25 protein-coding genes and 2 tRNA genes are annotated in these 25,945 nt (G+C 37.4%); 12 read left to right on the top strand and 15 right to left on the bottom strand.

The window, feature by feature from the left end; genetic code table 11:
* Nucleotides 1-19 precede the first annotated feature (19 nt).
* Both EHQ70_RS11285 and EHQ70_RS11280 read right to left on the bottom strand, forming a co-directional pair.
* Entirely contained in the window at nt 20-832 is an 813-nt protein-coding gene (locus tag EHQ70_RS11285; protein ID WP_135586449.1) for a transketolase, read from the bottom strand.
* Between the two features lie 9 nt (nt 833-841).
* Entirely contained in the window at nt 842-1,231 is a 390-nt protein-coding gene (locus EHQ70_RS11280) for a hypothetical protein (RefSeq protein WP_135586447.1), read from the bottom strand.
* Between the two features lie 84 nt (nt 1,232-1,315).
* Between EHQ70_RS11280 and EHQ70_RS11275 the strand changes: the two genes are divergently transcribed.
* Together EHQ70_RS11275 and EHQ70_RS11270 are read left to right on the top strand one after the other, a co-directional pair.
* A tRNA-Thr gene (locus EHQ70_RS11275) sits at nt 1,316-1,390 on the top strand.
* Nucleotides 1,391-1,402: 12 nt separating this feature from the next.
* Nucleotides 1,403-1,484, top strand: a tRNA-Tyr gene (locus EHQ70_RS11270).
* A gap of 248 nt (nt 1,485-1,732) precedes the next feature.
* Here EHQ70_RS11270 and EHQ70_RS11265 read toward each other — a convergent pair.
* The gene (locus EHQ70_RS11265; RefSeq protein ID WP_135586445.1) at nt 1,733-2,122 is read right to left on the bottom strand and encodes a HEPN domain-containing protein; all 390 of its coding nucleotides are present in this window, start codon (nt 2,120-2,122) and stop codon (nt 1,733-1,735) included.
* Entirely contained in the window at nt 2,112-2,420 is a 309-nt protein-coding gene (locus EHQ70_RS11260; protein ID WP_208729540.1) for a nucleotidyltransferase domain-containing protein, read from the bottom strand. The genes EHQ70_RS11265 and EHQ70_RS11260 overlap by 11 nt, the downstream gene beginning before the upstream one ends.
* A 451-nt stretch (nt 2,421-2,871) precedes the next feature.
* Between EHQ70_RS11260 and EHQ70_RS11255 the strand changes: the two genes are divergently transcribed.
* Nucleotides 2,872-3,276, top strand: a complete 405-nt coding sequence (locus EHQ70_RS11255; RefSeq protein ID WP_167481708.1) for a DUF4345 domain-containing protein — start codon at nt 2,872-2,874, stop codon at nt 3,274-3,276.
* Between the two features lie 8 nt (nt 3,277-3,284).
* Here EHQ70_RS11255 and EHQ70_RS11250 read toward each other — a convergent pair whose 3' ends face one another.
* Genes EHQ70_RS11250 through EHQ70_RS11230 form a run of 5 tightly spaced genes read right to left on the bottom strand, consistent with a single transcriptional unit; the run spans nt 3,285 to nt 8,744 of the window.
* A complete protein-coding gene (locus tag EHQ70_RS11250; RefSeq protein ID WP_135586439.1) occupies nt 3,285-3,746 on the bottom strand; it encodes a hypothetical protein in 462 nt (153 codons plus the stop codon).
* Nucleotides 3,746-4,714: a hypothetical protein gene (locus EHQ70_RS11245; protein ID WP_135586437.1), complete on the bottom strand. Its 969-nt coding sequence runs from the start codon at nt 4,712-4,714 to the stop codon at nt 3,746-3,748. The genes EHQ70_RS11250 and EHQ70_RS11245 overlap by 1 nt, the downstream gene beginning before the upstream one ends.
* Complete coding sequence (locus EHQ70_RS11240; protein ID WP_135586435.1) at nt 4,715-7,312, bottom strand: transglycosylase domain-containing protein; 2,598 nt, start codon at nt 7,310-7,312, stop codon at nt 4,715-4,717.
* Nucleotides 7,313-7,327: 15 nt separating this feature from the next.
* Nucleotides 7,328-8,200, bottom strand: a complete 873-nt coding sequence (locus EHQ70_RS11235) for a ChaN family lipoprotein (protein ID WP_135586433.1) — start codon at nt 8,198-8,200, stop codon at nt 7,328-7,330.
* Nucleotides 8,184-8,744, bottom strand: coding sequence for a glutathione peroxidase (locus EHQ70_RS11230; protein WP_135586431.1), 561 nt, complete (start codon nt 8,742-8,744; stop codon nt 8,184-8,186). Before EHQ70_RS11230 ends, EHQ70_RS11235 begins: the two co-directional genes overlap by 17 nt.
* Before the next feature lie 9 nt (nt 8,745-8,753).
* Between EHQ70_RS11230 and EHQ70_RS11225 the strand changes: the two genes are divergently transcribed.
* The 4 genes from EHQ70_RS11225 to EHQ70_RS11210 are packed head-to-tail and all read left to right on the top strand — an operon-like array spanning nt 8,754 to nt 16,483.
* A complete protein-coding gene (locus EHQ70_RS11225) occupies nt 8,754-9,620 on the top strand; it encodes a phosphorylase (RefSeq protein ID WP_135586429.1) in 867 nt (288 codons plus the stop codon).
* On the top strand, nt 9,613-10,611 hold the full coding sequence (locus EHQ70_RS11220; protein ID WP_135586427.1) for an SPL family radical SAM protein: 999 nt from the start codon (nt 9,613-9,615) through the stop codon (nt 10,609-10,611). The genes EHQ70_RS11225 and EHQ70_RS11220 overlap by 8 nt, the downstream gene beginning before the upstream one ends.
* A 50-nt stretch (nt 10,612-10,661) precedes the next feature.
* Entirely contained in the window at nt 10,662-14,399 is a 3,738-nt protein-coding gene (locus EHQ70_RS11215) for an adenylate/guanylate cyclase domain-containing protein (protein ID WP_135586425.1), read from the top strand.
* Nucleotides 14,396-16,483: an adenylate/guanylate cyclase domain-containing protein gene (locus EHQ70_RS11210; protein ID WP_135586423.1), complete on the top strand. Its 2,088-nt coding sequence runs from the start codon at nt 14,396-14,398 to the stop codon at nt 16,481-16,483. Before EHQ70_RS11215 ends, EHQ70_RS11210 begins: the two co-directional genes overlap by 4 nt.
* 1 nt (nt 16,484) lies before the next feature.
* Here the strand turns inward: EHQ70_RS11210 and EHQ70_RS11205 are convergent, their stop codons facing one another.
* Nucleotides 16,485-16,835: a hypothetical protein gene (locus tag EHQ70_RS11205; RefSeq protein WP_244288309.1), complete on the bottom strand. Its 351-nt coding sequence runs from the start codon at nt 16,833-16,835 to the stop codon at nt 16,485-16,487.
* Between the two features lie 129 nt (nt 16,836-16,964).
* Between EHQ70_RS11205 and EHQ70_RS11200 the strand changes: the two genes are divergently transcribed.
* The 5 genes from EHQ70_RS11200 to EHQ70_RS11180 are packed head-to-tail and all read left to right on the top strand — an operon-like array spanning nt 16,965 to nt 21,961.
* Nucleotides 16,965-17,480, top strand: a complete 516-nt coding sequence (locus tag EHQ70_RS11200) for a helix-turn-helix transcriptional regulator (protein WP_135586421.1) — start codon at nt 16,965-16,967, stop codon at nt 17,478-17,480.
* Nucleotides 17,481-17,531: 51 nt separating this feature from the next.
* On the top strand, nt 17,532-19,094 hold the full coding sequence (locus EHQ70_RS11195) for a peptidoglycan DD-metalloendopeptidase family protein (protein WP_135586419.1): 1,563 nt from the start codon (nt 17,532-17,534) through the stop codon (nt 19,092-19,094).
* Complete coding sequence (locus EHQ70_RS11190) at nt 19,091-21,025, top strand: ankyrin repeat domain-containing protein (protein WP_135586417.1); 1,935 nt, start codon at nt 19,091-19,093, stop codon at nt 21,023-21,025. Before EHQ70_RS11195 ends, EHQ70_RS11190 begins: the two co-directional genes overlap by 4 nt.
* Nucleotides 21,025-21,459 carry a Crp/Fnr family transcriptional regulator gene (locus tag EHQ70_RS11185; RefSeq protein WP_135586415.1) on the top strand — a complete coding sequence of 145 codons (435 nt, stop codon included), beginning with the start codon at nt 21,025-21,027 and terminating at the stop codon, nt 21,457-21,459. Before EHQ70_RS11190 ends, EHQ70_RS11185 begins: the two co-directional genes overlap by 1 nt.
* The gene (locus EHQ70_RS11180; RefSeq protein ID WP_135586414.1) at nt 21,449-21,961 is read left to right on the top strand and encodes a Crp/Fnr family transcriptional regulator; all 513 of its coding nucleotides are present in this window, start codon (nt 21,449-21,451) and stop codon (nt 21,959-21,961) included. The genes EHQ70_RS11185 and EHQ70_RS11180 overlap by 11 nt, the downstream gene beginning before the upstream one ends.
* A 6-nt stretch (nt 21,962-21,967) precedes the next feature.
* Here the strand turns inward: EHQ70_RS11180 and EHQ70_RS11175 are convergent, their stop codons facing one another.
* Genes EHQ70_RS11175 through EHQ70_RS11155 form a run of 5 tightly spaced genes read right to left on the bottom strand, consistent with a single transcriptional unit; the run spans nt 21,968 to nt 25,841 of the window.
* Complete coding sequence (locus tag EHQ70_RS11175) at nt 21,968-22,678, bottom strand: SDR family oxidoreductase (protein ID WP_135586412.1); 711 nt, start codon at nt 22,676-22,678, stop codon at nt 21,968-21,970.
* Nucleotides 22,675-23,589, bottom strand: a complete 915-nt coding sequence (locus EHQ70_RS11170) for a CE1 family esterase (protein ID WP_135586410.1) — start codon at nt 23,587-23,589, stop codon at nt 22,675-22,677. The genes EHQ70_RS11175 and EHQ70_RS11170 overlap by 4 nt, the downstream gene beginning before the upstream one ends.
* On the bottom strand, nt 23,586-24,119 hold the full coding sequence (locus EHQ70_RS11165; protein WP_135586408.1) for a hypothetical protein: 534 nt from the start codon (nt 24,117-24,119) through the stop codon (nt 23,586-23,588). Before EHQ70_RS11165 ends, EHQ70_RS11170 begins: the two co-directional genes overlap by 4 nt.
* The gene (locus EHQ70_RS11160) at nt 24,112-24,726 is read right to left on the bottom strand and encodes a hypothetical protein (RefSeq protein WP_208729539.1); all 615 of its coding nucleotides are present in this window, start codon (nt 24,724-24,726) and stop codon (nt 24,112-24,114) included. Before EHQ70_RS11160 ends, EHQ70_RS11165 begins: the two co-directional genes overlap by 8 nt.
* Before the next feature lie 8 nt (nt 24,727-24,734).
* A complete protein-coding gene (locus EHQ70_RS11155) occupies nt 24,735-25,841 on the bottom strand; it encodes a DNA alkylation repair protein (RefSeq protein WP_135586405.1) in 1,107 nt (368 codons plus the stop codon).
* Nucleotides 25,842-25,945: the final 104 nt, after the last annotated feature.

Genomic DNA, 25,945 nt, shown 5'->3' with positions numbered 1-25,945 from the left:
GTCAATCGAATCTGAAAGATTATACTAATTCCGCAAGTGCTTGTGCTTCTTGTTCTTTGTTCGGAGGAGTTCCATGCCACTTAGGATTGTTTTCCATATAAGAAACACCTTTACCTAAGATAGTTCTAAAAACGATGAGTGTTGGTCCACCAGTATGTTGTTTTGCTTTTGCAAATGCAGCAAAGATATCTTCCATATTATGTCCGTCTGCATTGATTACGTTCCAACCAAACATCTCGAACTTCTTATCCAATGGTTCTAACTTCATTACTTCTTCAGTATTACCATCAATTTGAATGTAGTTACGATCCATAAAAGCAATGAGGTTGTCAGTTTTGAAGTGAACAGCAGATTGTGCTGCTTCCCAAGTCATTCCTTCTCCACATTCACCGTCAGATATGCATGTATAAATTTTATATGTCTCTTTTTTTAATTTTGCACCAAGAGCCAAACCAACAGAAACAGAAAGACCTTGTCCAAGAGATCCCGAACTAGATTCAATTCCTTTCATATAACGAGTGGATGGATGTCCTTGGAGATATGAATTGATGTTACGAAATGTAAGCAAATCTTCTACAGGAAAATAACCAGAAAGTCCCATGGATGCATAACGAACGGCACAAACGTGACCATTAGAAAGAATGAGGCGATCCCTTTCAGGCCATTCTGGATTTTTGGGATCATGGTTCAAAATGGAAGTGTAGAGTGCCGCATAGATATCAGCAAGACCAAGTGGACCACCTGGGTGACCAGAGTTGGCAGCCGTAACCATTTTGATTACTTGGATTCGGATATCTTTTGCAAATTTCTTTGCGACTTCAATTTTTTCCATGAACATTCCTTAAAGCGGTTTTGATTGAAATAATAACAGACCGGAGATATAAACAATCGTGTACAATGGCAAAAAGATGTAATGCAATTTTACATGCAGGTTACGTTTTCTTTTCCATCCCAAATAACCCACACACAACATAAGAACGAGTGCGATGGCTGCAAAAAATCTGTGAATGTGAATGACAATTTCCGGGGCAGTTGGAAAAATTTGGTGTTCGGCCACACCACCTAACAAATACTTCATGCCCAAAAGATAAACAGCCGCGGAAAGATTTGCCAAAATTCCAAGTGAATTGAAGAACCTATGCCATTTTAGGTCTCTCTTTCGAAAAAAATACCCCAAATAAAATCCAATTATGGAGATCGTCATCAAAGAATTGACCCAAAACAATGCCATCTCCTGTCATTCTGAAAGAATCCATCTCCGCTCAAAGAATTTTTATTTGACCTTAACCGCTTTTCCAAAAAATTGGATATGCATGCCGCCTTAGCTCAGTGGTAGAGCAGCTGTTTTGTAAACAGCCGGTCGGAGGTTCAAATCCCTCAGGCGGCTCCATGCAACTTCTTCGGGTAGGTACTCAAGTGGCCAACGAGGGCAGACTGTAAATCTGCTGGTTTTACCTTCGAAGGTTCGAATCCTTCCCTGCCCAAACTAAGAAGTCCTTTAACCACAAAGAAAACCCCAACTAACAACTAATTGAAGGATTCGAATAGAACCCGAGCGACTGCGACAATAGGAGCAGTTTCCGCACGATGCGGAAAAGCGGGTGGTGACGGGCCCGAGCAAGCGTAGCCAGGATGGCGATAGCGTTGTGGTGGGCGAATCAGGACGCTTCCATACTTGTCCGTTCCCTGCCCAAACAATTACCTGTTATGCGTGGTCGTCCATTTATAAAAATCAATTTTTAATTAAATGATTAGCCCATTTAAAAACAAGTTCAGCTAATTCAATTGCCTTTACATATTCAGCTTCAAGAATTTCTTCATAATCACCCGGATATCGAGTAGAGACGGCGTAGTCAGTTAAAATGGCAAGCTCATCGAAGAAACTAGGTTTTTCAATTCGATCAGGTAAAGAAAGTATTAGAGTTTTAATATTGTGCGTAAATAGAAATACGGCATTCTCTTTTATCAAAACAGCTTTTAAAGATTTTTCAGCAGTTTGTTGAGCATGAAAGCAAAGTTGGTTCAGTAAAATATCGTTTCTATCGCCAAGTTTTGCCAGAAGTAAGTCGCTTTTTGCATGAACTAACCAAGCCTCTGGAGAACCTGGGTCATCATGCTGCATAAAGTTCTAAACCATCTTGAAGAGCATGAAAATATATTAAATGACGGTGATTTGCAAATTTTTTGAGAGTTTCTGGTGTTGCCACTACAATATCAAATGAGATTTTGATATGATCTACCTTCTTATAAATATATTGTGCGATTTCTCTTTTATTTGTACCATCAGGCATAATGATTAAAAGATCGTAATCACTATTCTTTCCGGCAGTGTTAGTTGCTCTTGATCCAAAAAGGATAATCTTTAATGGATTTACGAGTGAAATGATTTGGCTTTTTAGAATTTCTAACTCATCTTCCATAGCCAAAGGATACAACGATTTAATAAAAAATCAAGTAGGAATCAGTGATTCTTTTCATCTTAATTGATTCAGTATAATCAAACAGTTTGCCATATCAATTGACATAGATTATGTCAATTTCAGATATTTCAAAAAATAAATTCATTCCATAAAAACCTGGGAGGTGGTATTGATTTTCTTCCCTTTCACATTCCTTTTCCTTTTTACCAACGGAACAGTTTGTTAGGATTACAATTAACACCATTCAAACTTCCCTTCAAACCATTTTGAACGGAATTCAAAGGTTTTTAGAACAGAAAGAACTGTATTTGAAAACTTTTTTATCTGATCATTTGTTCGAATGAGTATATGGATAAAATGTCTGAAAAATTCGAATAGAAGCCCTTAGCGACTTCATTCCCACCTAATTATCGATTGTCCTCTAAAACAGATAATGTCACAAAAGGTTCAAATGAGCAAAAAAGAAAGAATCCTACAGTTCCTATTTGTCCTCGTGTTTCTGATTGGCCTTTCCGGTGGAAGTACCAATTTGATACGAGGTGTATCCATCATCTTGCCTGATGGAACAGCCGTTACCCCTTATGCAGATAATGTATATCGTTATTTAGCAGGGATTCTTCTCGGAGCCGGCTTCATCGCTTTATGGATAGCAATTACCATCCGCAAACAAGGCGATCTTGTTTATATCATGGGTGCAGCTATATTTTTGTCTGGAATGGGTCGAGTGATTTCCATGATGACTGTCGGAATGCCAGCAGAATCCAGACTCTATGTTTATGTTGGTTTAGAATTGGGTTTGCCCGTAATCATATGGATCCTACAGTTTCTAAGACAAAAGGAAATGGATTCTAAATAACAGAAAATCTATATCACCCAGTTCTGAATCTTCGTTCTGTAGAAAAAATAAGCCCCATCTTTTTTTCTTTGCAATTGGACTCCGAACTGGCCTCGTTTGGAACGAACGACGGATACCAAAAATAATGTCTCTTGCCCTTCCCAAGATATGGCAGGAAACAGCTGTTTGCCGGTTCCGTCATAAAAGGCCCATTGTGTTTCTTCCGTGTCAGCCAATTCTTCCGTAAAAAAATGATCCAAACTCACTTCTACTTCTGGTAAAAATTGACAGGTCACCGACGGAGCGATTTGATTACGTCCAAATACCTGTAACGGTTTCTGTTTGCAAAAACGAATTTGATCCCTGGCAGATCCCACAAGTTCCAATCGAAGATTCTGTTCTGGCGTGACTAAAAAATTAGAAAACACGGGATTGGTGGAAGATAAAATCAAACAAACAAGAAAGATAAAGGAAAGAGAGAATGACTTCATTAATTAGTCCCCGGAAAGAGTAATGTTAAAAATTCATTCCCTTCTCTTTCGGCTAAGATACGAATGCTTGGTTCATAAGGTTTCCAAGAATTGTTGGCACTTGGAGAACAATAAAAATGCAAAAGAGTTTCGATTTCATCTGTAGAGGAAGAACCAAATTTATAAGTGGAACACATTTCTTTCGTATTTCCTTTTAGAACAAGGGATTTCGTTGTTTCTAAATCGGCTCTCGGTTTGGAACCAAAACTTCCACTCATTCGAAAGTATCTTGCAGAGAGATCATATTCCATTGTTTGGCGATAGTATACACCCATCAGATACAATACATCCGATTTTTCTTGGTCAGATCTTTCTGATTCTGATTCACCCAAAATGGTTTTTAAAAATTCCTTACCGGAATCGGCTCCTATTTTAAATTCGGAAATCCCAATAAACAATGGAGTTTTTGCCATAGAAGGGTTCTCTGCATAAATCGACAAAATCACTTTGTATTGTTTGCGTTTCAAAAGAATGATCGAGGCAAATTCATATAACTTTTGTGAGTTGGTATTTTTTAGATACTCGGATAATTCAGAGAATTTTTCGGGTGATGCTTTGGCTGCTTGTACATAGGTTGCAGAAAGTTCAGAGATAGAGATTGGTTTATATATTTCGCTTAAATGAGTCCAAATCCAACTCCTTTCCTTGGAAGGGATGAGAGAAGGATGTTTACTTCCTAAAAATAACGCATCCAGTAACTTTCCATGTTTTTTATATAAAAAGAAAAGCCTGGAGACTACTGCCTTTTGTAATTTTCCGGATGGTTTTTGTGTTAATGCTTTTTCATACAAAGGGATAGCGAAAAGAGTATTCAACTGTTCCATCTCATACCCTTCTTCATAAAATGAATTGGCAAATAGAGATGAAGAGAACCCAGACAAAAAGGATATTAGAATGAAACAAATGAAAGTTTGGTTTATCAATTTCATCTAATACAATCCTTTCATCAAATCTTTGTTCTCTGAATGTGTTGCCTTATGGTCTTCTGTACAAATTCCTTCTGGAGGATAATCAGAAAGATACAATTCATTTGCCACTGGACAATTGACACCTGCTTGTTTCCCTGTTAAAGAACAAATTTTATATGGTTTCGCATAGACTGGTTGGCTGAATTGAATTTTAGGAATTATATTTTTTTTATCAATGGAAGATACAATTTCTCCCCAAAGTGGCGCTGCCACTGCCCCACCTAGTCCACTGGGGCCCATTCCAAATTTTGGATTGTCATAACCAATCCAGATGGCTAATGATAAATCGGGTCTCGCGCCCACAAACCAAGCATCTTTATAATCGTTTGTGGTTCCGGTTTTTCCGACTAGATCTCCCGCATAACCACCGTTCCGAACTCCACTCGCACGGCCACTGTCCCTGAGCAAAGATACCATCACTTCTGCTGTGTCGGGACGAATCACTTGACGTTCTGGCGGAAGTTTTAATTTAAACTCATCGGTGCCGCCCACTTCATACAAAACAACACCTTTTGCATTTTTAATTCTTTGGATGAGGTAAGGACGTTTGACTGTTCCTTGGTTGACAAAACCAGTAAAAGCAGATGCCATCTCTAAGGGAGAAATCTCTAGGGTTCCCAGAGCCAAAGACAAATCTCCTCTATATCTATTTTTTTTCTCTGCATCGTTTGGAAAAAAGTATTTTGTAAAATAACGTTCAATGCCTGCACTACCCAATCGTTCTGCCACTTGGACGGCTGCTGTGTTTTTGGATTTTACAAGGGCTGTGCGTAGTGAAATTTCTCCATCAAAACTTCCTCCCAAATTTTCAGGTGCCCATTCTTTTCCACCACCACCTCTGTAATAAAGTGGGGCATCCAAAATTCTTGTTCCTGATTGGATGACACCGGCGTCAATGGCTGAAGCATATAACACTGCCTTGATGGAACTTCCCGTTTGTCTACGCATTTGAGTGGCGCGGTTGAATTGGTTTTGCGAATTAAACTCTTCCCCACCATGCAAAAACAACACCTGTCCCGTGTTTGGTTGGATGCCCACAACGGCCGCTTGGACAGAACTTGTATCTTTTTCCGATTCCAAACTATCTGGATTCCAAACCATTTCATTTAGAATAGATACTTCTTCCATTTTTTGACGGAATGCTAAATCCATAGGAGATTCCGGTTTTACTCGAACTCGTTTTTTTTGGATTTTTCCAGATTTACGATTGCGATTCAAGTATTCACGAACCATTGGACCAATGAGTTCTTGCGCCCCACGATCCAAAGTAGTTTCCACCGTATAACCACCACTTTCGTAAATATTTTTGTCTCCTTCCAAAGAAGAAAGAATTCCACGAACATGTTCTGTTACATACGGTGCAATGTCTTGTCTAGATCCAAAAACAGTTTCGTTCGGAGAACGAGTGGATAGGTTATGATAAAAACTAATAAACTTATCTCGGTCTAAGTTAGGATAAATGCCACGATTGCGAAACATCTGTAAAATGGCGCGAACACGAGTGTAGGAATCTTCTGGATTTTTTAATGGAGAGTATTTGTTGGGTGCGGAAGGAAGAGAGGCAAGGAGCACCATTTCTTCTTTGTTTAACTCCATTGGATTCTTCTGGAAATAAAACTTAACTCCCTCTCCAAATCCAAAAGCACCATGACCTAAATAAACATGATTCATATAGGTTTCTAAAATTTGTTCTTTTGTGAGAACAGATTCTAAAGCAAAGGCCAGTTGTGCTTCTCGCCATTTACGATTTAAACTTTTGCGACGATCATCTAAGATAATTCTTGCTAACTGTTGCGTAATGGTGGAGGCACCTTGTTTATAACTTAAATTAACAATATTTTTAAAAAAGGCTCTAAGGATGGCAGAATAATCAATCCCACCATGAAAGAAAAACTTTTGATCTTCAATATTCAAAAGAATGGAAATCATATCTTCTGGATAATCTTGCAAACGTAAGGTGGAAGTTCTTTTTTGAAAGATTTCACTTACCATCTGTCCGTTTCGATCTAAAATTTTAGTTGGAATGTTTTTTGATAGAGATTCCAAATACAGAGGCACTTCTTTTTTCGTTGCCAGCACTCCCGCAACAAAGTAAGAGAACCCAAGAATGAATAAAAATAAACAAATGGAAATGACGGTAAACGCAAGTTTCACATAAGAAAATTTTGGAGACTTACTTCGTCCACTATTAACATCGCGAAGTCGTTGTTTGAGTGGTTTTGGTTTGAAGGTTCGAACTTCCGGTTCTCTTTCAAAGACTACCTTTCTCTCCCAAAACGGTTTGGATTTTGATTCAGGTTTTTCTTTAAAGGAGTTTGATTTTCCAATAGATTCCGTTGGGATTTTAAAAGGTTGAAACGACTGCGCCGTGTCAGAAACGACAGGTTCTTTAGGAACCACTTGTAAAATTTCGAATCGATAGTCTGAAAAATTAAGGATTACCTTCTCTTTGCAGTGAGCGCACGTTAGCTGAAATTTACCTTCTCTCGGAATTGGTTCCGGTAAACGTGATGCTTTTTGGCAATGGGGACAGAGATATTTAGGAGAAGGTTCCGACATAGGTTCTCCCTATTCTTATCGGACGTTTGTTAAAATTACAAAATCAGCGATTTTCACAAAATCGTGGCTTTCTTCCCGATCTTTGACAAACCCGGAGATGACTAACACAGAAAGCCCCATTTCGCGTAGTCTATGCACTACACCACCCTTCCGATCGGAATGAAATCGACCATTGAGATGGATTACCTTTTTTCCGGTTTTGTAAAATTCGCGGGAAATTGATTCCGCCATCCCTTGGTCCCAAGTTGCTTGGCCGAGAACCAAATGGGGATTTCCAGAACCGTGACCTGCGCCGTGCCCTCCGGCAAACAAATCAATTAACCTCTGTTTGTAATCTTCTGTTAGATATTTTTCTAAACTATAAGCAGGAGGAAGGAAAGTAAGTGCCGAATCAGAAAACTCGCGGTAGGCGGCCAAACCCTTTCTAGAAATTAAATTTACATACCGTCTTGGTGGATTGGCAGCAACCACATTCAATTTTTTATCTTTCGCAAGTAGAACTAACGGTAAATAATCGGTTTTGAAGGATTTCCAATGGGAAGTAGAAGAAAGAAAGTGAGACTCGGTGATGCTTCCATTTAAGAATTCGTTGGTTATATTTTGCCCATCTTGTTCCAACATCTCCAAAGACAAGGAAGTCGGCTCTAGATCCGAAATCCTTTTAAATAAAGTTTCATAAAAACGATGGAGATCCTGATTGTCATGTTCTTCACCAAGAACAATGACATTGTATTTAGAAGATTCTTTGACAATATCAGAAATCGAAACCGTTTCTGCCGTGGATGTCCGAACAATTTGTACGGACGATGTAAATTCCTCAGCAGAGATTCCAATACTTAAAAATACAAAAAGAAACGATAAAACAAATCGATTAAAGAAGATTTTCAATGGCTTGTTTAAGCTCCGCAGATTCCGGTTTGGTTCCTGATGGAAATCTCCCAACAACATTCCCATTTTTATCGATGAGGAATTTTTCGAAGTTCCACTTCACATCGCCTTTTTCTTTTGCATTTTCAGTTAAAAACTGATAGATGGGATCTTTATCGTTTCCAAGAACTTTTGTTTTTTTCATGAGATCAAAACTCACTCCAAAGTTGAGTTTGCAAAACTCAGCAATTTGGGATTCAGTTCCTGGTTCTTGGCCACCAAAATCATTGGAAGGAAATCCAACCACTTTCAAACCTTTATCCTTATATGTTTGATGGACTTTTTCTAAACCATCGTATTGCGGCGTATAACCACATTTAGATGCAACGTTCACAACAAGGACGGGATGTCCTTTGTATTCGGAAAGAGAAACTTCCTTCCCTTGGATGGATACGGATTTAAAATCATGGAATGACATTTTTTTTCCTCCAGCATAGATATGAGAACCGATAAAGAGAAAAATAGCAAACAAAACTTTTCTTTGCATGGAACCCCCCTGTTTCATGTTTAGACTATGTCTGCATTGTTTTTCGCTGTTCTTTCTGAGGCCAAACCCTGGCTGACCAAATTAGAAGCGAAACCCATTTCCCATTCTGGAAAATTTAGGATTTTCCAAAAAGATAATCATTATATCATTATCTCGGGAACAGGCAAACTCTCTATGGCTTTGGCAGTTTCCGAATTTGCCCATCTATTATCCAAAGAAGAACGCAACCAAATGAAAGTTTGGAATTTAGGAATTGCCGGTTCAGGAAGATCCGAACACAAATTAGGTGATTTTTTTTGGATCAATAAAATATCTGATGTGAGTTCTTTCAAAGATTTTTATCCCGATCGCATTTTAAATTCACAATTTAAGAAAGAAACAAGTCTCAAAACTTTTGATAGACCAGTCACCAAAGAAAAAGAAAGAGATCGTTTTATATCTTTAAACGCGGAAGAGTTAGAAAATCTAAACCTTGTGGATATGGAAGGGTCAGGATTTTTTGAAGCGACTTCTCTTTATTTTCCTTTGGAGAACATTGCTGTAGGGAAATTGGTGTCTGACCATTTAGAAGGAAAATTTTGCCAAGCAGAAGATGTGGAAACCATGATGACAAAAACAATGGGGGGACTTTTTGAAGAATGGACAAGACCTCTTCCATGGGTGAATGCCGATTCCATCGAAACTGTGGATTGGCCTTTGGTTGAATCTTTCATCCAAAACCTACGCCTAACAGAGACAATGAAGCATGACTTAAAAAAATCCATTCGTTTTTTCCGATTGCGCCATCCCCAATCCCAACTTCCTTTTCCACTGGAATCAGACAAAATCAATTTAAAATCCAAAACCGATCTCAAAAACTACTTTGACCAGTGGAGAGAAACTCTCCATGTTTAAGGCATTTTCTCATATTTACATTGAAGAAAGTATTTTAGATCATTTTCGTACAAAAGAAATTCTAAACAGATTTCCCAATGCCGTTCCTATCCCAATTCGACATTACAAAGATAGTTTCAATCGGAATTCCCAAAACTTTAGAATCCAAAAAGAATCTCCCAAGCTGATTTTGGCCGAAAAAAAAGACCAATTTTTATACAAAGGAAGCGATTTTTCACCTAACTTCTCTTATCCGCATTTTTACTACAACACACTCGCCCTCAACTGTATTTATGATTGCGAATATTGTTATTTACAAGGGATGTTTCCTTCCGCCAATCTCGTGTTATTTGTCAATTGGGAAGATTTTTTTTCTGCCACCAAAGAGTTTTTGGACAAAAACAAATCCTTATATCTCGCTTTATCCTACGATACAGACCTTTTGGCTCTAGAATCCTTCTTTCCTGCCACCAAGGCATGGTTGGAATTTGCGACAAACGAACCAAATTTGAGTTTGGAAATCCGAACCAAGTCAACTAACTACGGTCAAATTGCCAAATACCCACCCAATCCCAATGTCATCCTTGCCTGGACGATCAGCCCGCAGTCCATCATCGAATCGATTGAACATGGTACCCCATCATTGTTAGCAAGATTAAAAGCGATAGGCCAGGCCATAAAAGATGGATGGCAGGTTCGGATTTGTATCGATCCCATCCTACGAGTGCCCGAATGGAAAACCCATTACCAATCGTTAGCCGACACATTAGGGAAAGAACTAAATATAGAAGGCATTCTTGACATTAGTATTGGTGGATTTCGAATGAATATTGATTTTCTAAAGCGAATGGCTGATGTGAGAAAGGACTCTTCTATTTTATTTCATGATTTTGAAAAAAAAGATAAAATAGTTTCTTATTCAAAATTAGAAACAGAAGAAATTTTAAATCTTATGTCAGGAGCATTGGAAAAACATTTTTCTCCTTCTCAAATAAAAGTCAGTTATTCCTGAATTTTTCCTTTTCTTTTCTATTACTAGTTCTTAATCTTAGTAGCCTACCTATGAAGAAAAGAGTCTTTTTGTTATTCCTATTCGGCCTGTTCTTTGGATTGTCTCATTGTAAGGAAGTCAATCGCAACAAACCAATCGCGAAAGAAGGAAAGATGGACTTGTCCTCATGGGACTTCAATAAAGATGGAAACATCACCCTCGATGGAGAATGGGAATTTTATTGGAAACAAACAAATAATGGAACTCAAATTGACTCTGAGTTTGGAAAAGAACCAAAATACATCTACCAAACCGTTCCTTCGAATTGGAAGGGTGTCGATTGGTTTGGCGAAACCTTAGATGGGTTTGGTTATGCGACATATAAGTTAAAAGTATTTTTTCCACCAAACACGCCGACTCTGGCCTTTCACAATCTTGACCTGTCTTCTGCCTATCGATTGTACATCAATGGCAAACTAGTTGTGGAACAAGGAAGTTTTGGGATCAATCCCAACTACTTTGAACCATCCTACAAATCAGTTCTTATGGATTTAGAACCGGTATCTGGTGACACTGAAATTGTTTATGAAATCTCCAACTTCCATTATTCTAAAGGTGGACTTTGGGAAAGTATGGAAATTGGCGAAAGACGTGCGTTATACGACAAAGTCAATCGCAGTTATCTAACAACTTCCTTTCTCGCAGGTAGTATCTTTTTGTGGGCGCTCTACCACTTGGGACTATTTGTCATGCGTAGACAAGACAAAGCCAGCCTTTTCATCTCTTTGTTTAGTTTACTCATTGTGATGCGTCTTCTTACGATCGGCGAAAGAAATATACTCAGTATCTTCCCTGATATGCCGATGGATTTTCTCATTCGTTTGGAATTTGGTACAATCTACATTGCTACAATTGTATTTGCTTACTTTTACCGGCTGGTGTTTCCAAACACAGTCGGGCCAAGAACTATGTGGGTATTGTACATCCTCATCACACCTTTTCTTATTTCCTTATTTTTACCAGTCGCAGTCTTCAGTGCTAAAATTCATTTTTTCCAAATCTTTTTAATTTCAGTCTGCGTTCGCATCACAATAGCCATCATTATGGCGTATCGTTCGGATACCGTGGGGGCTGGATTATCACTGATTGGATTTAGTTTTGTTTTTGGAACAGTGGTTCATGATATACTCTACCAAAACAATGTGATCAACACTACAAACCTAACTCCATTTGGATTTTTAGGTTTTATTTTGTTCCAAGGGTATATCCTTTCTTATGGATTCACGAGAGCCTATCTTTCGATTGAAAAATTAAAAGAACGTTTGGAAGTTTCCAACAAAGAATTAAACATCCTGAAAGAAGGGTTGGAAGACATTGTTGTCGAAAGAACACAAGAATTAGAAAGTTCCAAAGCTAATATTGAACGATTGAACGAATTTGCAAAAACTCTCAACACTTCACTCGAACTAGACAGCATTCTTACCAAAGCATTCGATTATTTAAACGAAGAAGTTTATTGTGATTCGATGATTTTGTTACTCGTCGATTCTGATAATTCAAAACTCATTTATCACAAATCAGTTGTATCACCTAACTCTGGACTTACATTAGAATCGAAATTACATGGTATGAGTTTCCCTCTCGATCCAAGTGCCGGACTTTTTTATCATGTCTACAAAAGGAACCGACCTTTCCGATTTGCAAAAGTTTGGGAATCACGTCTCAACGAATCCAACCAAAAGTTTGTGCAACTGATTGGCAAACATCCAGGTATGATCATCCCTCTCAGTTCACAAGGGAAAGTCATTGCCATGTTAACTCTTTTTAGCACTCAAAAGAATACTAGTTTTTCCAGATCGCAACTCCAGTTAGTGGAAAACACGGCCGAAAACATAGCCACTGCCGTAACCAACTCCATCCTTGTCGAAGAAATGAACCGCGAAAAGTTCATAGCGGAAAATGCAAGGATGCAGATGGAGAATGCAAAAAATGAAGTAGTCAAACTAAACGAATTCACCAAAAAAATTAATTCGGAATCAAGTCTTTCCCAAATCATCGAAGAGATGTTCAATTACATTTTAAAAACATTTGAAATTGAAGCCACCCTCCTCCAATTGATAGATACAAAAAACAAAGAATTATATACTTACAACACTACCATTCCTACTTATGCAACAGAAGAACAACTGTTATTTGCAAAATCCTTCAAAGTTCCCTTAAATGAAAAGGGAGGTATCATTTACAAAACTTATGCAAGAAAAAGAGCTTTGTTTGTTCCCAAACCACCCAAAAAATACGAATCCGAGTTAGACGAACAGATTTTCACTAAACTAAGCCTTACTTCCTTTGTGGCTGTTCCTCTTGTTGTCCAAAATGAAGTGATTGGTATGGCATATTTTACTTCTTACCAAAAACCAATGGAAGTCACTCGTGAAGTTCTAAGAAGGATCGCTGGATTTTGTGACCAAATTGCAGGTGCCATCCAAAACTCTCTGTTATTACAAATAACAGAAGCAGAACGTAAAAAATCAGAACAAGCAAAAGCAGAAATTCAAAAAATGAATGAGTTTGCAAAAACAGTAAACTCACAAAACAACTTAGAAAACATCCTCGCAGAAATTTTTGGGTTCATTCGTAAAAATTATAAAATCGAACATTGTGTTCTCTACTTTCTGGACAAAGAATACAATGAATTCAGGTATTTAAACCACTCCGGATTTGATCTATTAGTTGATGATAATATAAACTATTTTAAATCTCTACGTTTTCCACTCAGAGAAGAAAGCGGATTTGTATACAAATGTTACCAAAGAAAACGACATTTTTATATGAAACATGTTCCTAAATCCATGCCTTATGCTATCGACAAACAAATCACAGACAAGTCCGGTATGAAAGGATTTCTAATCTCCCCTCTTGTGAACAATGACGAAGTCGTAGCCATGGCAGTTTACGGGATCAATGATAAAAATATCCAACTGAATTTAGAGGAAGTAAATTCTATTGTTGGTGTTTCCGAACATATTGCCAGTGCGATCAACAATCATTTTTTACTCAAAAAAATTGAAGAAGAAAAACAAAGATCGGATTCTCTTTTACTCAACATCCTTCCTAAAAACGTAGCTGAAGAATTACAGAAAAAAGGTCGGGTGAACCCTGTTGAGTTTGAAAATGTAACCCTTCTTATGACTAGTTTTCCAGGGTTTTCACAACTCACGGGGCAGCTCACTCCAGAAGAACTAATCGAAGGTTTGGATTTATATTTCTCTCGTTTTGATGAAATCATCAAAGCACAAGGAATGGAAAAACTTCGTATGACAGGTGATATGTATTTGGCAGCCGGTGGACTTCCTCTAGGAAATTTTACCCACGCGGTAGATGCCTGCCTCGCCGCCTTACAAATCAAAGACGAAGTCAACAGAATGATAGAAGATTTCAAAGACATTCCTTTTCGCCCCAATGGAATCACAATTGCGATCCATTCAGGACCAGTTGTTGCCGGTGTGATCGGGAAATCAAAGTTCAACTATGACGTATGGGGAAAAACGGTAACCCAAACCCAGGCGATACGACGAGGTGGTGTGGGAGTTCCTATCAATATCTCACAAGAAACAATGGAAAAAGTGAAACGACTTTTCCACATCGATAACCAAAGACATATCAATACCTATGAAGGAGATCAGTTCCCTATTTATGAATTGTTGTCCTTAAAACCGGATTTGTCAGATGATACAGGATCGACGCCGAATGAAAAATTTGGAAGGTTGTACACCCAACAAAAACGTGGAGCAAAAATTCTAATCAAATGATTTACGGACTTTTTGCTATTGCCATTCTTTTTGTAGGGGTTCTTTATGGAATGTATTCCTTATACAAACAAAAAGAAGAAAAAGAAACCAATATCTTCCGACTACAAGAAGAAGTCAGTCTCTTAAAAGAAGAACTAACCGAGAAAAACAAAGAACTAGTCGATATAAAATCGATCTCGGAAGATTTTTCTGACAAACTAGTAGATTCCTATAGCCAACTTTCCGATTTGGATGGTCTCCTTCGGGAAATCAATTCTGCTTCAGACTTAAAAGAAATCTTAAAAATTTTAAGCCGTTATATAAAAGAAAAATTCAAAGTCCCCAATTATCTTTTGTATGTTTACAAAGAAGAATTGGAATCCATAGAATTTTTCCATAGTAACTTTCCTGAAGAACTCACAGATAAAGTAAAAGAAGAAATTATGAGCAGGAAAATTCCCGTTTCCGATCCCTATGTTACAATGTATGCACATGCTTACGTTCGAAAACGCAAACGAAGTTTTTATATTCAAGATTTTGAATCATATAAAACAGAAGGTGTGGAACTTGCCAATAAACAATCCGCCAATTTAAAATCCCTTTTGATTGTTCCACTTTATTTACGTAATAAGTTTATTGGAACATTAGACTTATTAGACTATTCAGGAATATTTGAACTTTCCGAACAACAACTCAATCAAATCAAAATCATTGCAGATTATATTGCCGGAACCATCGAAACCGGATATTTATTGGATGAACTCAAACAAGGAAATATCGCCATCCAAAAAGAAAAGGAAAACATTGAAACCAATCGGTTAAAATTAGAAAACCTACACAGGTTCAATCGAAAGATTAATTCCTATTCTCAAATTGAAGATATAACCAAAGAAGTATTTACTTACCTGAAAACCAATCACCGCGTGGAATTAGGATTCATTCTACTTGTGGATCCTAAAACCAATTCGTTAGTCCCATTAATGGAGGGTGCAGAAGTTTTCAACAAAGGACTTCTTGTCAGTAATTTCCTAAGGACTTTTCGACCGGTTCTATCACCAAACATCGGTTCTCTTTTCAGAACTTATCAAAAACAAAAACCTGTTTACTTAAAAAAATCTATCAAATGGAAACAACTATCTACCATTGATACATCCATTGTAGATAGTTTTAAATTAGAACTATTTGGACAAATTCCATTAGTCGTCCAAGGACAAACCATCGGGATCATCTGTGTCACTAGACTCACAAGAGAACAAGACTGGACAAAGGATGAATTTGCAGAAATCACATCCTTTTGCGAACAAGTTGCCGGTGCCATTCACAATGCAAACCTTAGGCGAGATTTAGAAAAAGAAAGGGAAAAAACCCTTCACTTCATTCGAAATATTTTACCAGGTGATTTAGCAGATGAACTCATCGAACGAGGTGAAGTAGTTCCAATGGAATACGAGTCAGTGAGTATTCTTTTTACTGATTTTAAAAACTTTACGTTAGCTGCAGAATCTTTATCACCTGAGGATCTTATCGAACAACTGGATGGATGTTTTTCTCAGTTTGATGATATTGCCGTTCGTCATAATTTCGAAAAATTAAAAACCATTGGTGATTCGTATATGGCAGCAGGTGGGATTCCTCAAGGAAATTTCACTCACCCAGTGGATGCTTGCCTTTTTGCCATGGAGATCAAATCCTTTATGACACAAATCCGCTCCTTCAAACAAATGTTAGGTCAAGATTTCTGGGAAATCCGTATTGGAATCCATACAGGGCCTGTGGTTGCAGGAGTTGTGGGAAAAACAAAATTTGCTTACGATGTTTGGGGGGACGCTGTCAACACTGCCAGTCGAATGGAAAGTTCAGGTGATGCCGGAGAAATCAATCTTTCCGAAACAACATACGATAAGGTAAAACGATTCTTTGAATGTGAATACAGAGGCAAAGTAAAAGCCAAAAACAAAGGGGAACTGGGGATGTATTTTTTAAAACGATTGCGTCCTGAATTTTCGAGAGATGCGGAAGGTATGGTTCCCAACCAAATCTTTTTGGATCTCTATAAAAATCTGCAGATTGGTGCCAAAATCATCTACAGACAAACGGGCTCCTAATTCAATCCCCTCCTCCTGAAGATCCTGAACCACTTCCAGATCCGGATCCAGAACTAGAGTTTCCACTTCCTTTATTACCTGAACCAGAAGAAGAACTACTCGACCTGGATGTAGAAGTGTTACGGGTGGTGGAAGGGAGAGGACATTTATCCGAACACATTTTATTGATAGCCGCACAAGTAAATGTAGTGGCTATCGCATTGTCCCATTGAGGAGCAAGTGCCAAGGCACAGACCATCTGTTCGCGACCACATCGATCCAAACACTCAGATCGGGTACCAGAGTTTTTTAAATTAGTGCATCCATAAAATCCCAAGGCAAATCCGAAACAAAGTAACCAGACTTTTAACATGCAGCGGTTCATACCAAAAGAATCGCACAACATTCATGGTTCTCCAATGGAGGAAAACCGCAAATGTGGGTATTACCTAAGAAACTGACTTGCGTATCCAGGGACTAGTAACAAAGTTTAGATAGAAACATGGACACTCGCAAGGTAAGAATTCTTTTTTTAGCATTTTATGTTTTATCTCTCATTGTTTGGATTGCCGAAGAAGTTTTCACCTTAACAAACCCAGCATACTTTGATCGCTTTCGAATCATCATTGCCACGGTTGAATCTTTCATTGCGATCTCATCCTTTCTTGTCGTTTTCATTCTCTACAAAGAATTGAAAGCAGAGGCTGTGGAAAATATACATGCGAAATCTCAAATCCATGATTTAAAACGTACCAACAGAATCTTAAAAAATCCGGAACTAGGATTTTGGGCAGAAGCAAAAGCCCAAATGGAAGAATGGAAATTGTCCGAGGCGGAAACTGAAATCGCCATTTTACTCCTCCGTGGATTCTCTCAAAAACAAATTGCAGCAGTTCGAAAAAAAAGCCTCCGCACTATAGAAAACCAAACAGCATCTATCTATGAAAAATCTTCCATGAGAGGGAAACTGGAATTTATCTCTTACTTTCTAACACCCCTACTACCCGAGGAAGACTAAACAAAAAACCTTGACCATTCGCGATTTCTTTGGTTTTTTTTAGATTGTTTTATGAAAAATCAGAGAATCCTCATCACGTCTATTTTTCTACTCTTTGGTTCCTTACCCATTTTTTCCCAAAACACTCTCGAGGAAAAAGACAAACAAAGACAGTCAGGTCTTGTTACGATAAACCAAAAGAAACAGGAAGAAATTTTACAAAAATACAATGATTTTGTCAGTCGTGTGCAAAACAAATTTCCTGGTCTCAAAATCTCCTCTTCTCCCATCGACTTAAAATTAGCGGAAGGAATTGCCGATCACAATGCGGCCCCTGGTGCCAAAGATAAAAAATCAAAATCATTATCTGCGACTGCAGCCGAAAGTTTTTATCTACAATTAGAACCATCCCAAAGTCCAACTTCACGTTCGCAAGTGAAGGTAAAAAAAGGAGAATCCGTTGAAGTGGTTATGGTTTTAAAACAAGACGTAACCGCTAAAACAGAAAAACCACATTGGGTTCTTTTGCGAACCAAATCCAAACAAGAAGGATACATCACCCAAGACTTACTTTCCTCAAACAAACCTGCCGTCAAATCAAGAAACACAGATGGATTGTCTTTAGATTTATCATCTCTGACAGGAAGGATTTCGGAGACACCTAACAATCAATATTCGGATTCAATAAAAGGAAAAAATATGTGGGTAGAGGCAAGTTCCCTGAATATGAGAGGTGAACCCGATGTCAATGCTTACGTTGTAGCAAAATTACCCAAAGGCCTCAAAGTCAAAATTGAAACCTCAAGTGTCAGTGAAGAAACCATTGATGGAATCACATCGCAGTGGCACCAAATATCTTCTGCCTATGGAAATGGATGGGTCTTCGGAGGTTATCTCAGTACATCAGAAGTTGTATCCTATGAAGTCCAACCAGGAGAAATCTCTTTCCCACAAGAAAATCCCGATGATTTAAAAACGGGAGAGAAACGATATGTTCGCTCCACAAGTCTAAGAATGCGAGACGAACCAAACGATTATGGTTCGGTTGTCACAACAATCCCTGGGGATGAAAAAATCAAAATCATTGATTCAAAAAAGGAAATAGAAACCATTGGTGGCGTTAGATCCAAATGGTTATATGTATCTTGGAATGATGAATGGGAAGGTTGGGTATTTGGTGGGTTTCTATCTAAAGAGCGAGGCCCTCTTGTGGATAACGATGACATTTCAAAATACTTTCAAATTCCTGTTGATAATGATCGTTATGTATCTTCCAACTTTGGAACCAGGGTAGACCCTGTTACTGGAAAAGTGGGAGCTTTCCATTCAGGAATTGATTTGCCCGCATCCATAGGCACTCCTATCAAAGCCGTTAGTGACGGGAAGGTTTGGAGAACCATAACAACTAGCGGTGGTTATGGGATGTTAACAATTTTAAGCCATAAAAACAATATTTTCACCTACTATGCTCACCAAAATGAACGCCAAGTAAAAGAAGGTGACAGTGTCCGTTCTGGCGATATCATTGGTCAGGTTGGAAATACCGGAAAATCAACCGGCCCACATTTACATTTTGAAGTTAGGAAAGGCCCAGACCAACAAGCTTTGGATCCAGATGCCTATTTACCCAAATGAAACATAAACTGATTACTTTTAGTATCTTCCTTTTTCTCTTATCTTTCAGCAGTGTTTTTTCTCAAAACGACTCAGCGGAAACAACCACAGAAACGACTCCTCCCGATATGGTTCAAATTTTGACCAAAGGAAATTTGAAAGAATTCGAAACCGCTATCACAAGTGGTGGAGATATCAATGCCAGCGATGAATCGGGAAAAACGCTACTCGTCATTGCTGTCGAAAAAAACAAACCCAAACAATTTGAGATTTTGTTAAACCATGGTGCAGATCTAAACAAAAGAGATTTATCCGGCAAAACTTTATTACACTATGTAGTCACTTCTCGTTTCACAAACCAAATCAAAACCATTGTGGAAAAAGGAGCCGATCTGAACGCTTATGATGCAGATGGAAATACAGCTCTCCATGTGGCTGTTTTAAAAGCCAACCTCGCCGTACAAAAGTTACTCGTGGAAAGTAATGCCGATGTAAATCTAAGAAACAATCCAAGGAAATCTCCACTTTATTTAGCCTTTGAAAAGTCAAAATTTGATTCGATTTCTTACCTTCTTCAAAATGGAGCAGATATCAATCTTCCTGACTTAACAGGAAGAACTGTCGTTTTTGTATCCATTGAACAAAAAAACTTAAAACTTCTAAATTTGAGTTTAGACTCTAATGCAAATCCAAATACAGAAGATACAAAATCCATTCGTCCCATTATATTCGCGATTGAAAAAGGATTCACCCAAGGACTCGAAGTTCTTCTAAACCGCGGAGCCGATGCGAATTCAAAAACACCAGACGGAGAATCCTTACTTTTTTACGCAGCCGAGAAAAAGAATCTAATCGCGGTAAATTTACTTTTAAAAAAAGGTCTGGGTGTTGATACCAAAAGTTTAAGTGGAAAAACTCTATTCGAACTTGCCTTACAAAAAAATGATACCAATCTACTAAAATTAGTTTTGGATGCTGGTGCCAATCCTAACCAAATCCTTTCCACAAACAAAAATCCTTTAGAAGAATCCATTGAAACCTCTAAATGGTCAGTTGCAGAAATTTTAATTCAAAAAAATGCAGATGTTTTAACACCTAACATTGCCGGCTATCTTCCTATCCATTTGGCGGCTAGAAAATCTGGACAAAAGATCGTAGAAGAGTTAGTGAAAAAAAATGTCCCAGTCGATGTATTAAATGAAAAAACTGGTGAAACAGCTCTCAGTTTGGCATTAGAAAACAAAAACCTTAATATAACAAAATTTCTTTTATCCAAAAAGGCAAATCCGAATCACAAACATAAAGATGGATCCAGTTTGGTTTTTGCGGCCATCGAACGAAAGGATGCAGAAGGGTTTAAACTTTTAGTTAGTGCAGGCGCCGACCTACAATCCTTAAATGAAGAAGGAGAAAACCTAATCACAACCGTTTGTAAATTGGACATTGATAAAAAAGAACAAAAGTTTGCAGACGACACAATCAAACTACTTGTTACAAAATCCGTAAACCCTAATACCAAAAACAAACGAGGGTTAAGTGCACTTCATATTGCCTTAAATCGAAATCGGATCGAAACCATGTCTCAACTCATTACCTTAGGTGCGGACCCCAACCTAACAGACAATAACGGCCTCACCGTTTTGCATAAAGCCGTTCAGAAGTTTTTATCTTCTAGAGAAAAAACACAAACAGAATCATATAAGAAATTAGTACTATTCCTAGTTGAAAGACGGGCAAACATAAACCAACAAGACAAACTAGGGAAAACTATACTTTCCGAACTAACAATCCAGTTTGATCCTGGTAAAAGTGATTCCATTTTGGAATTGGCAAAAATCTTCGTTTTAAATGGCGGAGATTCAAAATTAGAAGATAAAACAGGAAAATCTCCTCTGGAATATGCAGAGGAAAAAAGATTACCAGAACTGATTGAGATTTACCGCGGCCTTTAATGTCCATTCCTAAAAAAGACAATCGAATCAACATCTTTGACTTCGTGAATACTGTCCCTACAAAGACATTCAAACGAGGAGAAATCATCGTTAGAGAAGGTGAACCGTCTAACGAGAAAATGTATTTCATCTTAAGTGGTTCTCTCTCCGTAGGAATGGGAGCACCTGATCAAGGAAATTTCCACGAAGTAAGAAAACTGGGGACTGGGGAATTTTTTGGAGAGATTGCACTCATATCAAGTCATCCAAGAGCTATGACTGTATTTATCGATTCTGATAGAGCCCAACTAGGAATTTTAGACAAACAAAATTTAACACGAATTGCAAATTCAAATCCTATGTTTGTTTATGCTCTATTACAAACATACGTGGAACGTTTGATAGAAGCGGAACAAAAACTAAAAGATCTAACAGAGGCAAGTGATGGGACTTAAAGAATCTCTCGCAAAACTTAGTATGATCAATATCAAACGTGGAGAGGTTCTCTTTAAAGAGGGAGTTCCATCCAACGGTGCAATGTTCTTTTTATTTGAAGGGCAGTTAGATATTTATAAACAAATCGAAGGAAAACATATAAAATTACGAAGCATATTGCCAGGTGAATTTTTTGGTGAGATGGCAATCATCAATAATAGCCCAAGGGCAGCATCTATTGTAGTAGTATCAGAAACGGCAAAATTAGGAATCATCAATCGAACTACTTTTGTTCAGATGAGCCAAGAAAGTCCTGAATTTTTATTTTTACTTCTTAAAAAAGTAATCGAACGTCTCTATGAAACTGATGGAAAAATTAGAGCCATCAAACGAAAACAAGATGAAGATTCAATCGTTGCACAAGTAACCTCTGGATCAAGTGGTTCTGCTGGTACAGATGATGATGGATCCGAGACCCCTCCTGATCCGTTTACAGAAAACGAAACACCCGTCGGTGAATGAGTTCGTTTAACTTTGTTTTTTTCGTTTTAACTTAAACAATTCTGGCGATATTTGAATTTCTGGTATGACCCAACCTTTATCATCAAGGACTAATTCTTTAATTACCTCTGCGATTTGGTCTGGTAATAAATATGACTTTGGATCTTCATCAGGTTCAAAATTCAAATGATTATAAAAGTCAGTTTTTGTAATGTCAGGAATGATCAAATGAACCTTTACTCCGAACTTACGTAATTCGGCAAATAATTCCCTCGCATAATGATGAACGCCTGCTTTGAGAGAAGCATAGACATTCCCCCAAGGTGAAATTTCTTTACCTGCCACAGATCCAATAAAAATAATCCGCCCTTGGTTCTGTTTTAGAAAACGAGTTAAGCCGCTGGTCAACAGCATAGGAGCTGTTATGTGAAGATTGACCATCTCTCTAATTTTTTCAGAAGATAATTCTTCTACAGGTGCAAAATAGGCAATTCCAGCATTATGAATGAGTAAACTAATATCCTTTTTTTCTGGGAAATCGGCAACCAAACGATCAACTTCCTTAGAATTAGAAAGATCACAAAAAATTGGATGGAACAACTCATGAGTAAATTTACAGTTTTCAGGTTTTTTAGAGATCCCGTAAACCTTGTAACCAATACCAACTAACATTTTCGATATGGAAAGCCCTATCCCACGAGAAGCTCCAGTCACTAAGGCAATTTTTGGTTTCGTCACAGACTCTCCATAAAATCCCAAACTAGTTTGGACCCGTCTAACACCTTGGTAGTTTTTCCTTGGTCAATAAAAGGAATCATAGGTTTCTCTCCAGGCCAACTGTGACCTAACCCATTCAACTGAATCAACCCAACTTTGGTATTTTCAGCACAAGATTCATATCTTAAAAAATCTACCTTTAACTCTACCAGGTCTTCCGTATAACTCTGCGTTTTTTTGATCACAGTATCTGCACAAAAGTTCCACTCTTTCCATCTTAATACAGAATCTTCAACCGATAAAATTTCACCACCATCTCTCACATAACCACCACTAAATGGAACCAAGGGATCATCTGTCCCCGCCATAATCCCTATGGAAACAGGGTTTGTTTTTAAGGTTTGTTTTCTTTTAAGAGTGGATACGGAAAGTTGAGCCGCTACACTCAAAACCCCTTTCCATAATTCTGGTTTTTCCACAGCCAGTCTCTGTGCCATAAAACCACCGTTTGAATGGCCTACCAAAAATACTGCCTTAGGATTAACTGAACCTTCTGCAATCAATCGTTTCACCATAAGTTCAATAAAAGTTACGTCATTGATTTGTTTTTCATCAGCAGGTGTATTCCCTCTTCCATCAGCCCAACTTCTTTTGTAACCATCAGGAAATACAACAATAAACCCTTTTGAATCAGATAACAAATCTAATTTGGTTTGCAATACCATCGATGGTCCAGATCCAAACCGACCATGCAAGGCAACTAGCAAAGGTATTTGTGATCCATTCCAATTTTTAGGATAATGAACGATATATGTTCTCTTGAGGTTTTGAATTTCAATAAAATCAGATTTTTCATTTGATGTAAGATTTCTATTAAATCCCATACATGATAAAAGAAAAATTGAGAACAAAAATAAGTAGAGACTTTTCATATGTCCTTAACCTCTAACTCCGTTGCTTCGATCAGTTGTTCTTTAAAAATTCTATTAGGCCACTGTAAAACCATTATGATGATAACAGGAATTCCTCTCCACTGATTCATTCCAATTTCATATACAGATTCCCTTTCAATTGTTCCTAGTTTAGAATATCGGAATGTAATTGTTTGTTCTGTTCGAATATGAGAAGGGATCAGACCTCCCGACAAAAAGGTAACCAGTAAATTGAGACGGTGTATCCATATATATTTATATACGGGCTCCCTTTTTTGAAGAATCAGTTCCAACTCTGAATTAGAATTTGGATCTACCATTAAACCCCTTTTTAACAAAGTTTCTAGTATTTCTTTCTTTTCTAAATCATAACGATAAAATCCGGTAAAAACAACTTTTACCTTTTCCTTTCCTATAGTTTGCGACTTACGCTCTTTTGATGTTATAGGATCAGGGAATGCAGCACAACTTAAGATAGAAATAACTATTGTTAGGTATAAAAAACAAAAAACTTTAGAACGATCATTCATTATTAGAGTCTCCTAAAAATTTTGAAACTTTTTCTCTGAGAATTGGCTTCCATTCTTTTCGATCGTCACCCCACATCAAAAGCAAAGAAACCCAGCCAAATACACGATAGGACTCCATAGGATATCGAAATTCTTTTTCGAGTTTTCCTTTTTTACTCACTCGAAAAACCAAATAATCATCATCTTTATCAATATCAGGGATTACAAAAAAAGTACTAAATGCAAGAAACCGATTTAGTAAATAAAGACCGAACCTTTCCGGGTTTCGCTCTGGTAAATAGGAAACAGGCTCAATTGATTCACCCAAAAAAAACACAAATCTAGGACTTGATTCCAATATAATTTGTACGTGAAGATCTGTATTTGATTGGTTTTGATATCTGACCGTTGTGAATTTTCCCGAATTTTGTAGAGCTTCTAAAATATAGGAAGCTCTGCGACGATCGGCTTCACCATCCCAACCAATCAATTCATAACTCAATGTTTTATCTTTTGTATAATTAGCAAAATCAACCGTATGCCTTTCTGATGAATAAAAAACAGCACACGAGGAAAGAATCAGAGGAAAAAAAGAAATACTGATTCGATTCAGAATAATTTTATACATTTTCACTTTTATCCTTTTTTTAATTCAAATTTTTCTAATTTATATTCATTACCATTTAATAAAATAGAAATAGTTTGTGTTCCTGGGTAATAAACTCTAGTGGTAATGGGAGCAAAAGAATGTCGTTTGATGATTTTAATTTTATCTTTAGGTAACAACATTTTTTCACCTAACTGAAACACTTTGTAACCATAAGAACCATTCGATAATAAAAAACCAATTTTATACTCTATCCGAACCTTTGTTTTATCCTTTGGAGTTTGACTTAAAGAGAGTTCAAATTCCAGTGAATTCCCTACTTTAATTTCTTTTTTTAACAAAGTTAAGGAAACTTTAGCAGGTTTCCATTTCGTGTTATATGAGAAAAAACTTAGAGCTTTTTTGTTTCCTTTTTTAAGTAGAGTTCTTAATGCATGTTTTAAATTTTTATCTAATTCAGGCGATTCCCCAAATCTATTTTCACAAAACTTTAATACTAAATCAGGATTTAATTTAGATATATCATTCAAATGATTCGCAACACTTCTTCTAACAATTTCATTTTCATCATTCCAAAGGATCTCTAAAATAGATAAATGAATTTCTGGATTTTGTTTAATCTCTGGAATCCCAATCCCCCAAGGCAACATTGGGCGACTTCCTTCGCTTGCCAACCTTCTCACAAATGGATCTTTATGTTTTGCCCACTTTTGCATCTGTTTCACGGTTTTATGAAAATGTTCTTTATAGAAAAAACGAATTGCAAACTCTGCGCTAGAGAAGACGGTAATTTTCTCTAAAGCTTTCATCGATGATTCAAAATCATCTAATCCCGATTTGGTGACGATATCATTCAAAAAAATATAGGGAAAATTAAAATCCGAAATCCCTTGTCCACGAAGTGTATGAATTAAATTGATTAGGTTTGGATAAATAGAAGCGATTGGGCCTTTCCAATTTTGAATCAAAACATCAGAGAGCCGATCGATTCTTTGTTTTAGTTCCATTTCCTTCCAAGGAGAAGAAAAAACTTGTTTCTGAAATTCTAGTGGTTTGATACTAGGATCGACTTGGTTTAAGTGATTTCCCAATCTGAGAACCCATTCTCGCGAATACATTTCTTTCAAAGGTTCCATATGAACTAGAACGAAAATACATTTGGCTATTCTTAATGGAACCGAAAAAGTAAACTTGGGCTAATTAACGAAATACAGAAATTTCCCAAATTTTGGCGAATTTC

The sequence above is a fragment of the Leptospira congkakensis genome (genome assembly GCF_004770265.1).
In the GTDB taxonomy this organism is placed as follows: domain Bacteria; phylum Spirochaetota; class Leptospiria; order Leptospirales; family Leptospiraceae; genus Leptospira_A; species Leptospira_A congkakensis.
The sequence above is the reverse complement of the archived record's forward strand: the minus strand, read 5'-3'. Positions and strand labels throughout refer to the sequence as shown.

What these genes read in the sequence shown, in the direction of transcription:
- EHQ70_RS11155 (WP_135586405.1), bottom strand. Translation starts at nt 25,841, where the DNA reads ATGGAACCTTTGAAAGAAATGTATTCGCGAGAATGGGTTCTCAGATTG.
- EHQ70_RS11280 (WP_135586447.1), bottom strand. Translation starts at nt 1,231, where the DNA reads ATGGCATTGTTTTGGGTCAATTCTTTGATGACGATCTCCATAATTGGA.
- EHQ70_RS11245 (WP_135586437.1), bottom strand. Translation starts at nt 4,714, where the DNA reads ATGAAATTGATAAACCAAACTTTCATTTGTTTCATTCTAATATCCTTT.
- EHQ70_RS11240 (WP_135586435.1), bottom strand. Translation starts at nt 7,312, where the DNA reads ATGTCGGAACCTTCTCCTAAATATCTCTGTCCCCATTGCCAAAAAGCA.
- EHQ70_RS11225 (WP_135586429.1), top strand. Translation starts at nt 8,754, where the DNA reads ATGTCTGCATTGTTTTTCGCTGTTCTTTCTGAGGCCAAACCCTGGCTG.
- EHQ70_RS11185 (WP_135586415.1), top strand. Translation starts at nt 21,025, where the DNA reads ATGTCCATTCCTAAAAAAGACAATCGAATCAACATCTTTGACTTCGTG.
- EHQ70_RS11215 (WP_135586425.1), top strand. Translation starts at nt 10,662, where the DNA reads ATGAAGAAAAGAGTCTTTTTGTTATTCCTATTCGGCCTGTTCTTTGGA.
- EHQ70_RS11200 (WP_135586421.1), top strand. Translation starts at nt 16,965, where the DNA reads ATGGACACTCGCAAGGTAAGAATTCTTTTTTTAGCATTTTATGTTTTA.
- EHQ70_RS11165 (WP_135586408.1), bottom strand. Translation starts at nt 24,119, where the DNA reads ATGAATGATCGTTCTAAAGTTTTTTGTTTTTTATACCTAACAATAGTT.
- EHQ70_RS11250 (WP_135586439.1), bottom strand. Translation starts at nt 3,746, where the DNA reads ATGAAGTCATTCTCTCTTTCCTTTATCTTTCTTGTTTGTTTGATTTTA.
- EHQ70_RS11180 (WP_135586414.1), top strand. Translation starts at nt 21,449, where the DNA reads ATGGGACTTAAAGAATCTCTCGCAAAACTTAGTATGATCAATATCAAA.
- EHQ70_RS11190 (WP_135586417.1), top strand. Translation starts at nt 19,091, where the DNA reads ATGAAACATAAACTGATTACTTTTAGTATCTTCCTTTTTCTCTTATCT.
- EHQ70_RS11265 (WP_135586445.1), bottom strand. Translation starts at nt 2,122, where the DNA reads ATGCAGCATGATGACCCAGGTTCTCCAGAGGCTTGGTTAGTTCATGCA.
- EHQ70_RS11230 (WP_135586431.1), bottom strand. Translation starts at nt 8,744, where the DNA reads ATGAAACAGGGGGGTTCCATGCAAAGAAAAGTTTTGTTTGCTATTTTT.
- EHQ70_RS11220 (WP_135586427.1), top strand. Translation starts at nt 9,613, where the DNA reads ATGTTTAAGGCATTTTCTCATATTTACATTGAAGAAAGTATTTTAGAT.
- EHQ70_RS11210 (WP_135586423.1), top strand. Translation starts at nt 14,396, where the DNA reads ATGATTTACGGACTTTTTGCTATTGCCATTCTTTTTGTAGGGGTTCTT.
- EHQ70_RS11205 (WP_244288309.1), bottom strand. Translation starts at nt 16,835, where the DNA reads ATGTTAAAAGTCTGGTTACTTTGTTTCGGATTTGCCTTGGGATTTTAT.
- EHQ70_RS11170 (WP_135586410.1), bottom strand. Translation starts at nt 23,589, where the DNA reads ATGAAAAGTCTCTACTTATTTTTGTTCTCAATTTTTCTTTTATCATGT.
- EHQ70_RS11255 (WP_167481708.1), top strand. Translation starts at nt 2,872, where the DNA reads ATGAGCAAAAAAGAAAGAATCCTACAGTTCCTATTTGTCCTCGTGTTT.
- EHQ70_RS11260 (WP_208729540.1), bottom strand. Translation starts at nt 2,420, where the DNA reads ATGGAAGATGAGTTAGAAATTCTAAAAAGCCAAATCATTTCACTCGTA.
- EHQ70_RS11160 (WP_208729539.1), bottom strand. Translation starts at nt 24,726, where the DNA reads ATGTATAAAATTATTCTGAATCGAATCAGTATTTCTTTTTTTCCTCTG.
- EHQ70_RS11285 (WP_135586449.1), bottom strand. Translation starts at nt 832, where the DNA reads ATGGAAAAAATTGAAGTCGCAAAGAAATTTGCAAAAGATATCCGAATC.
- EHQ70_RS11195 (WP_135586419.1), top strand. Translation starts at nt 17,532, where the DNA reads ATGAAAAATCAGAGAATCCTCATCACGTCTATTTTTCTACTCTTTGGT.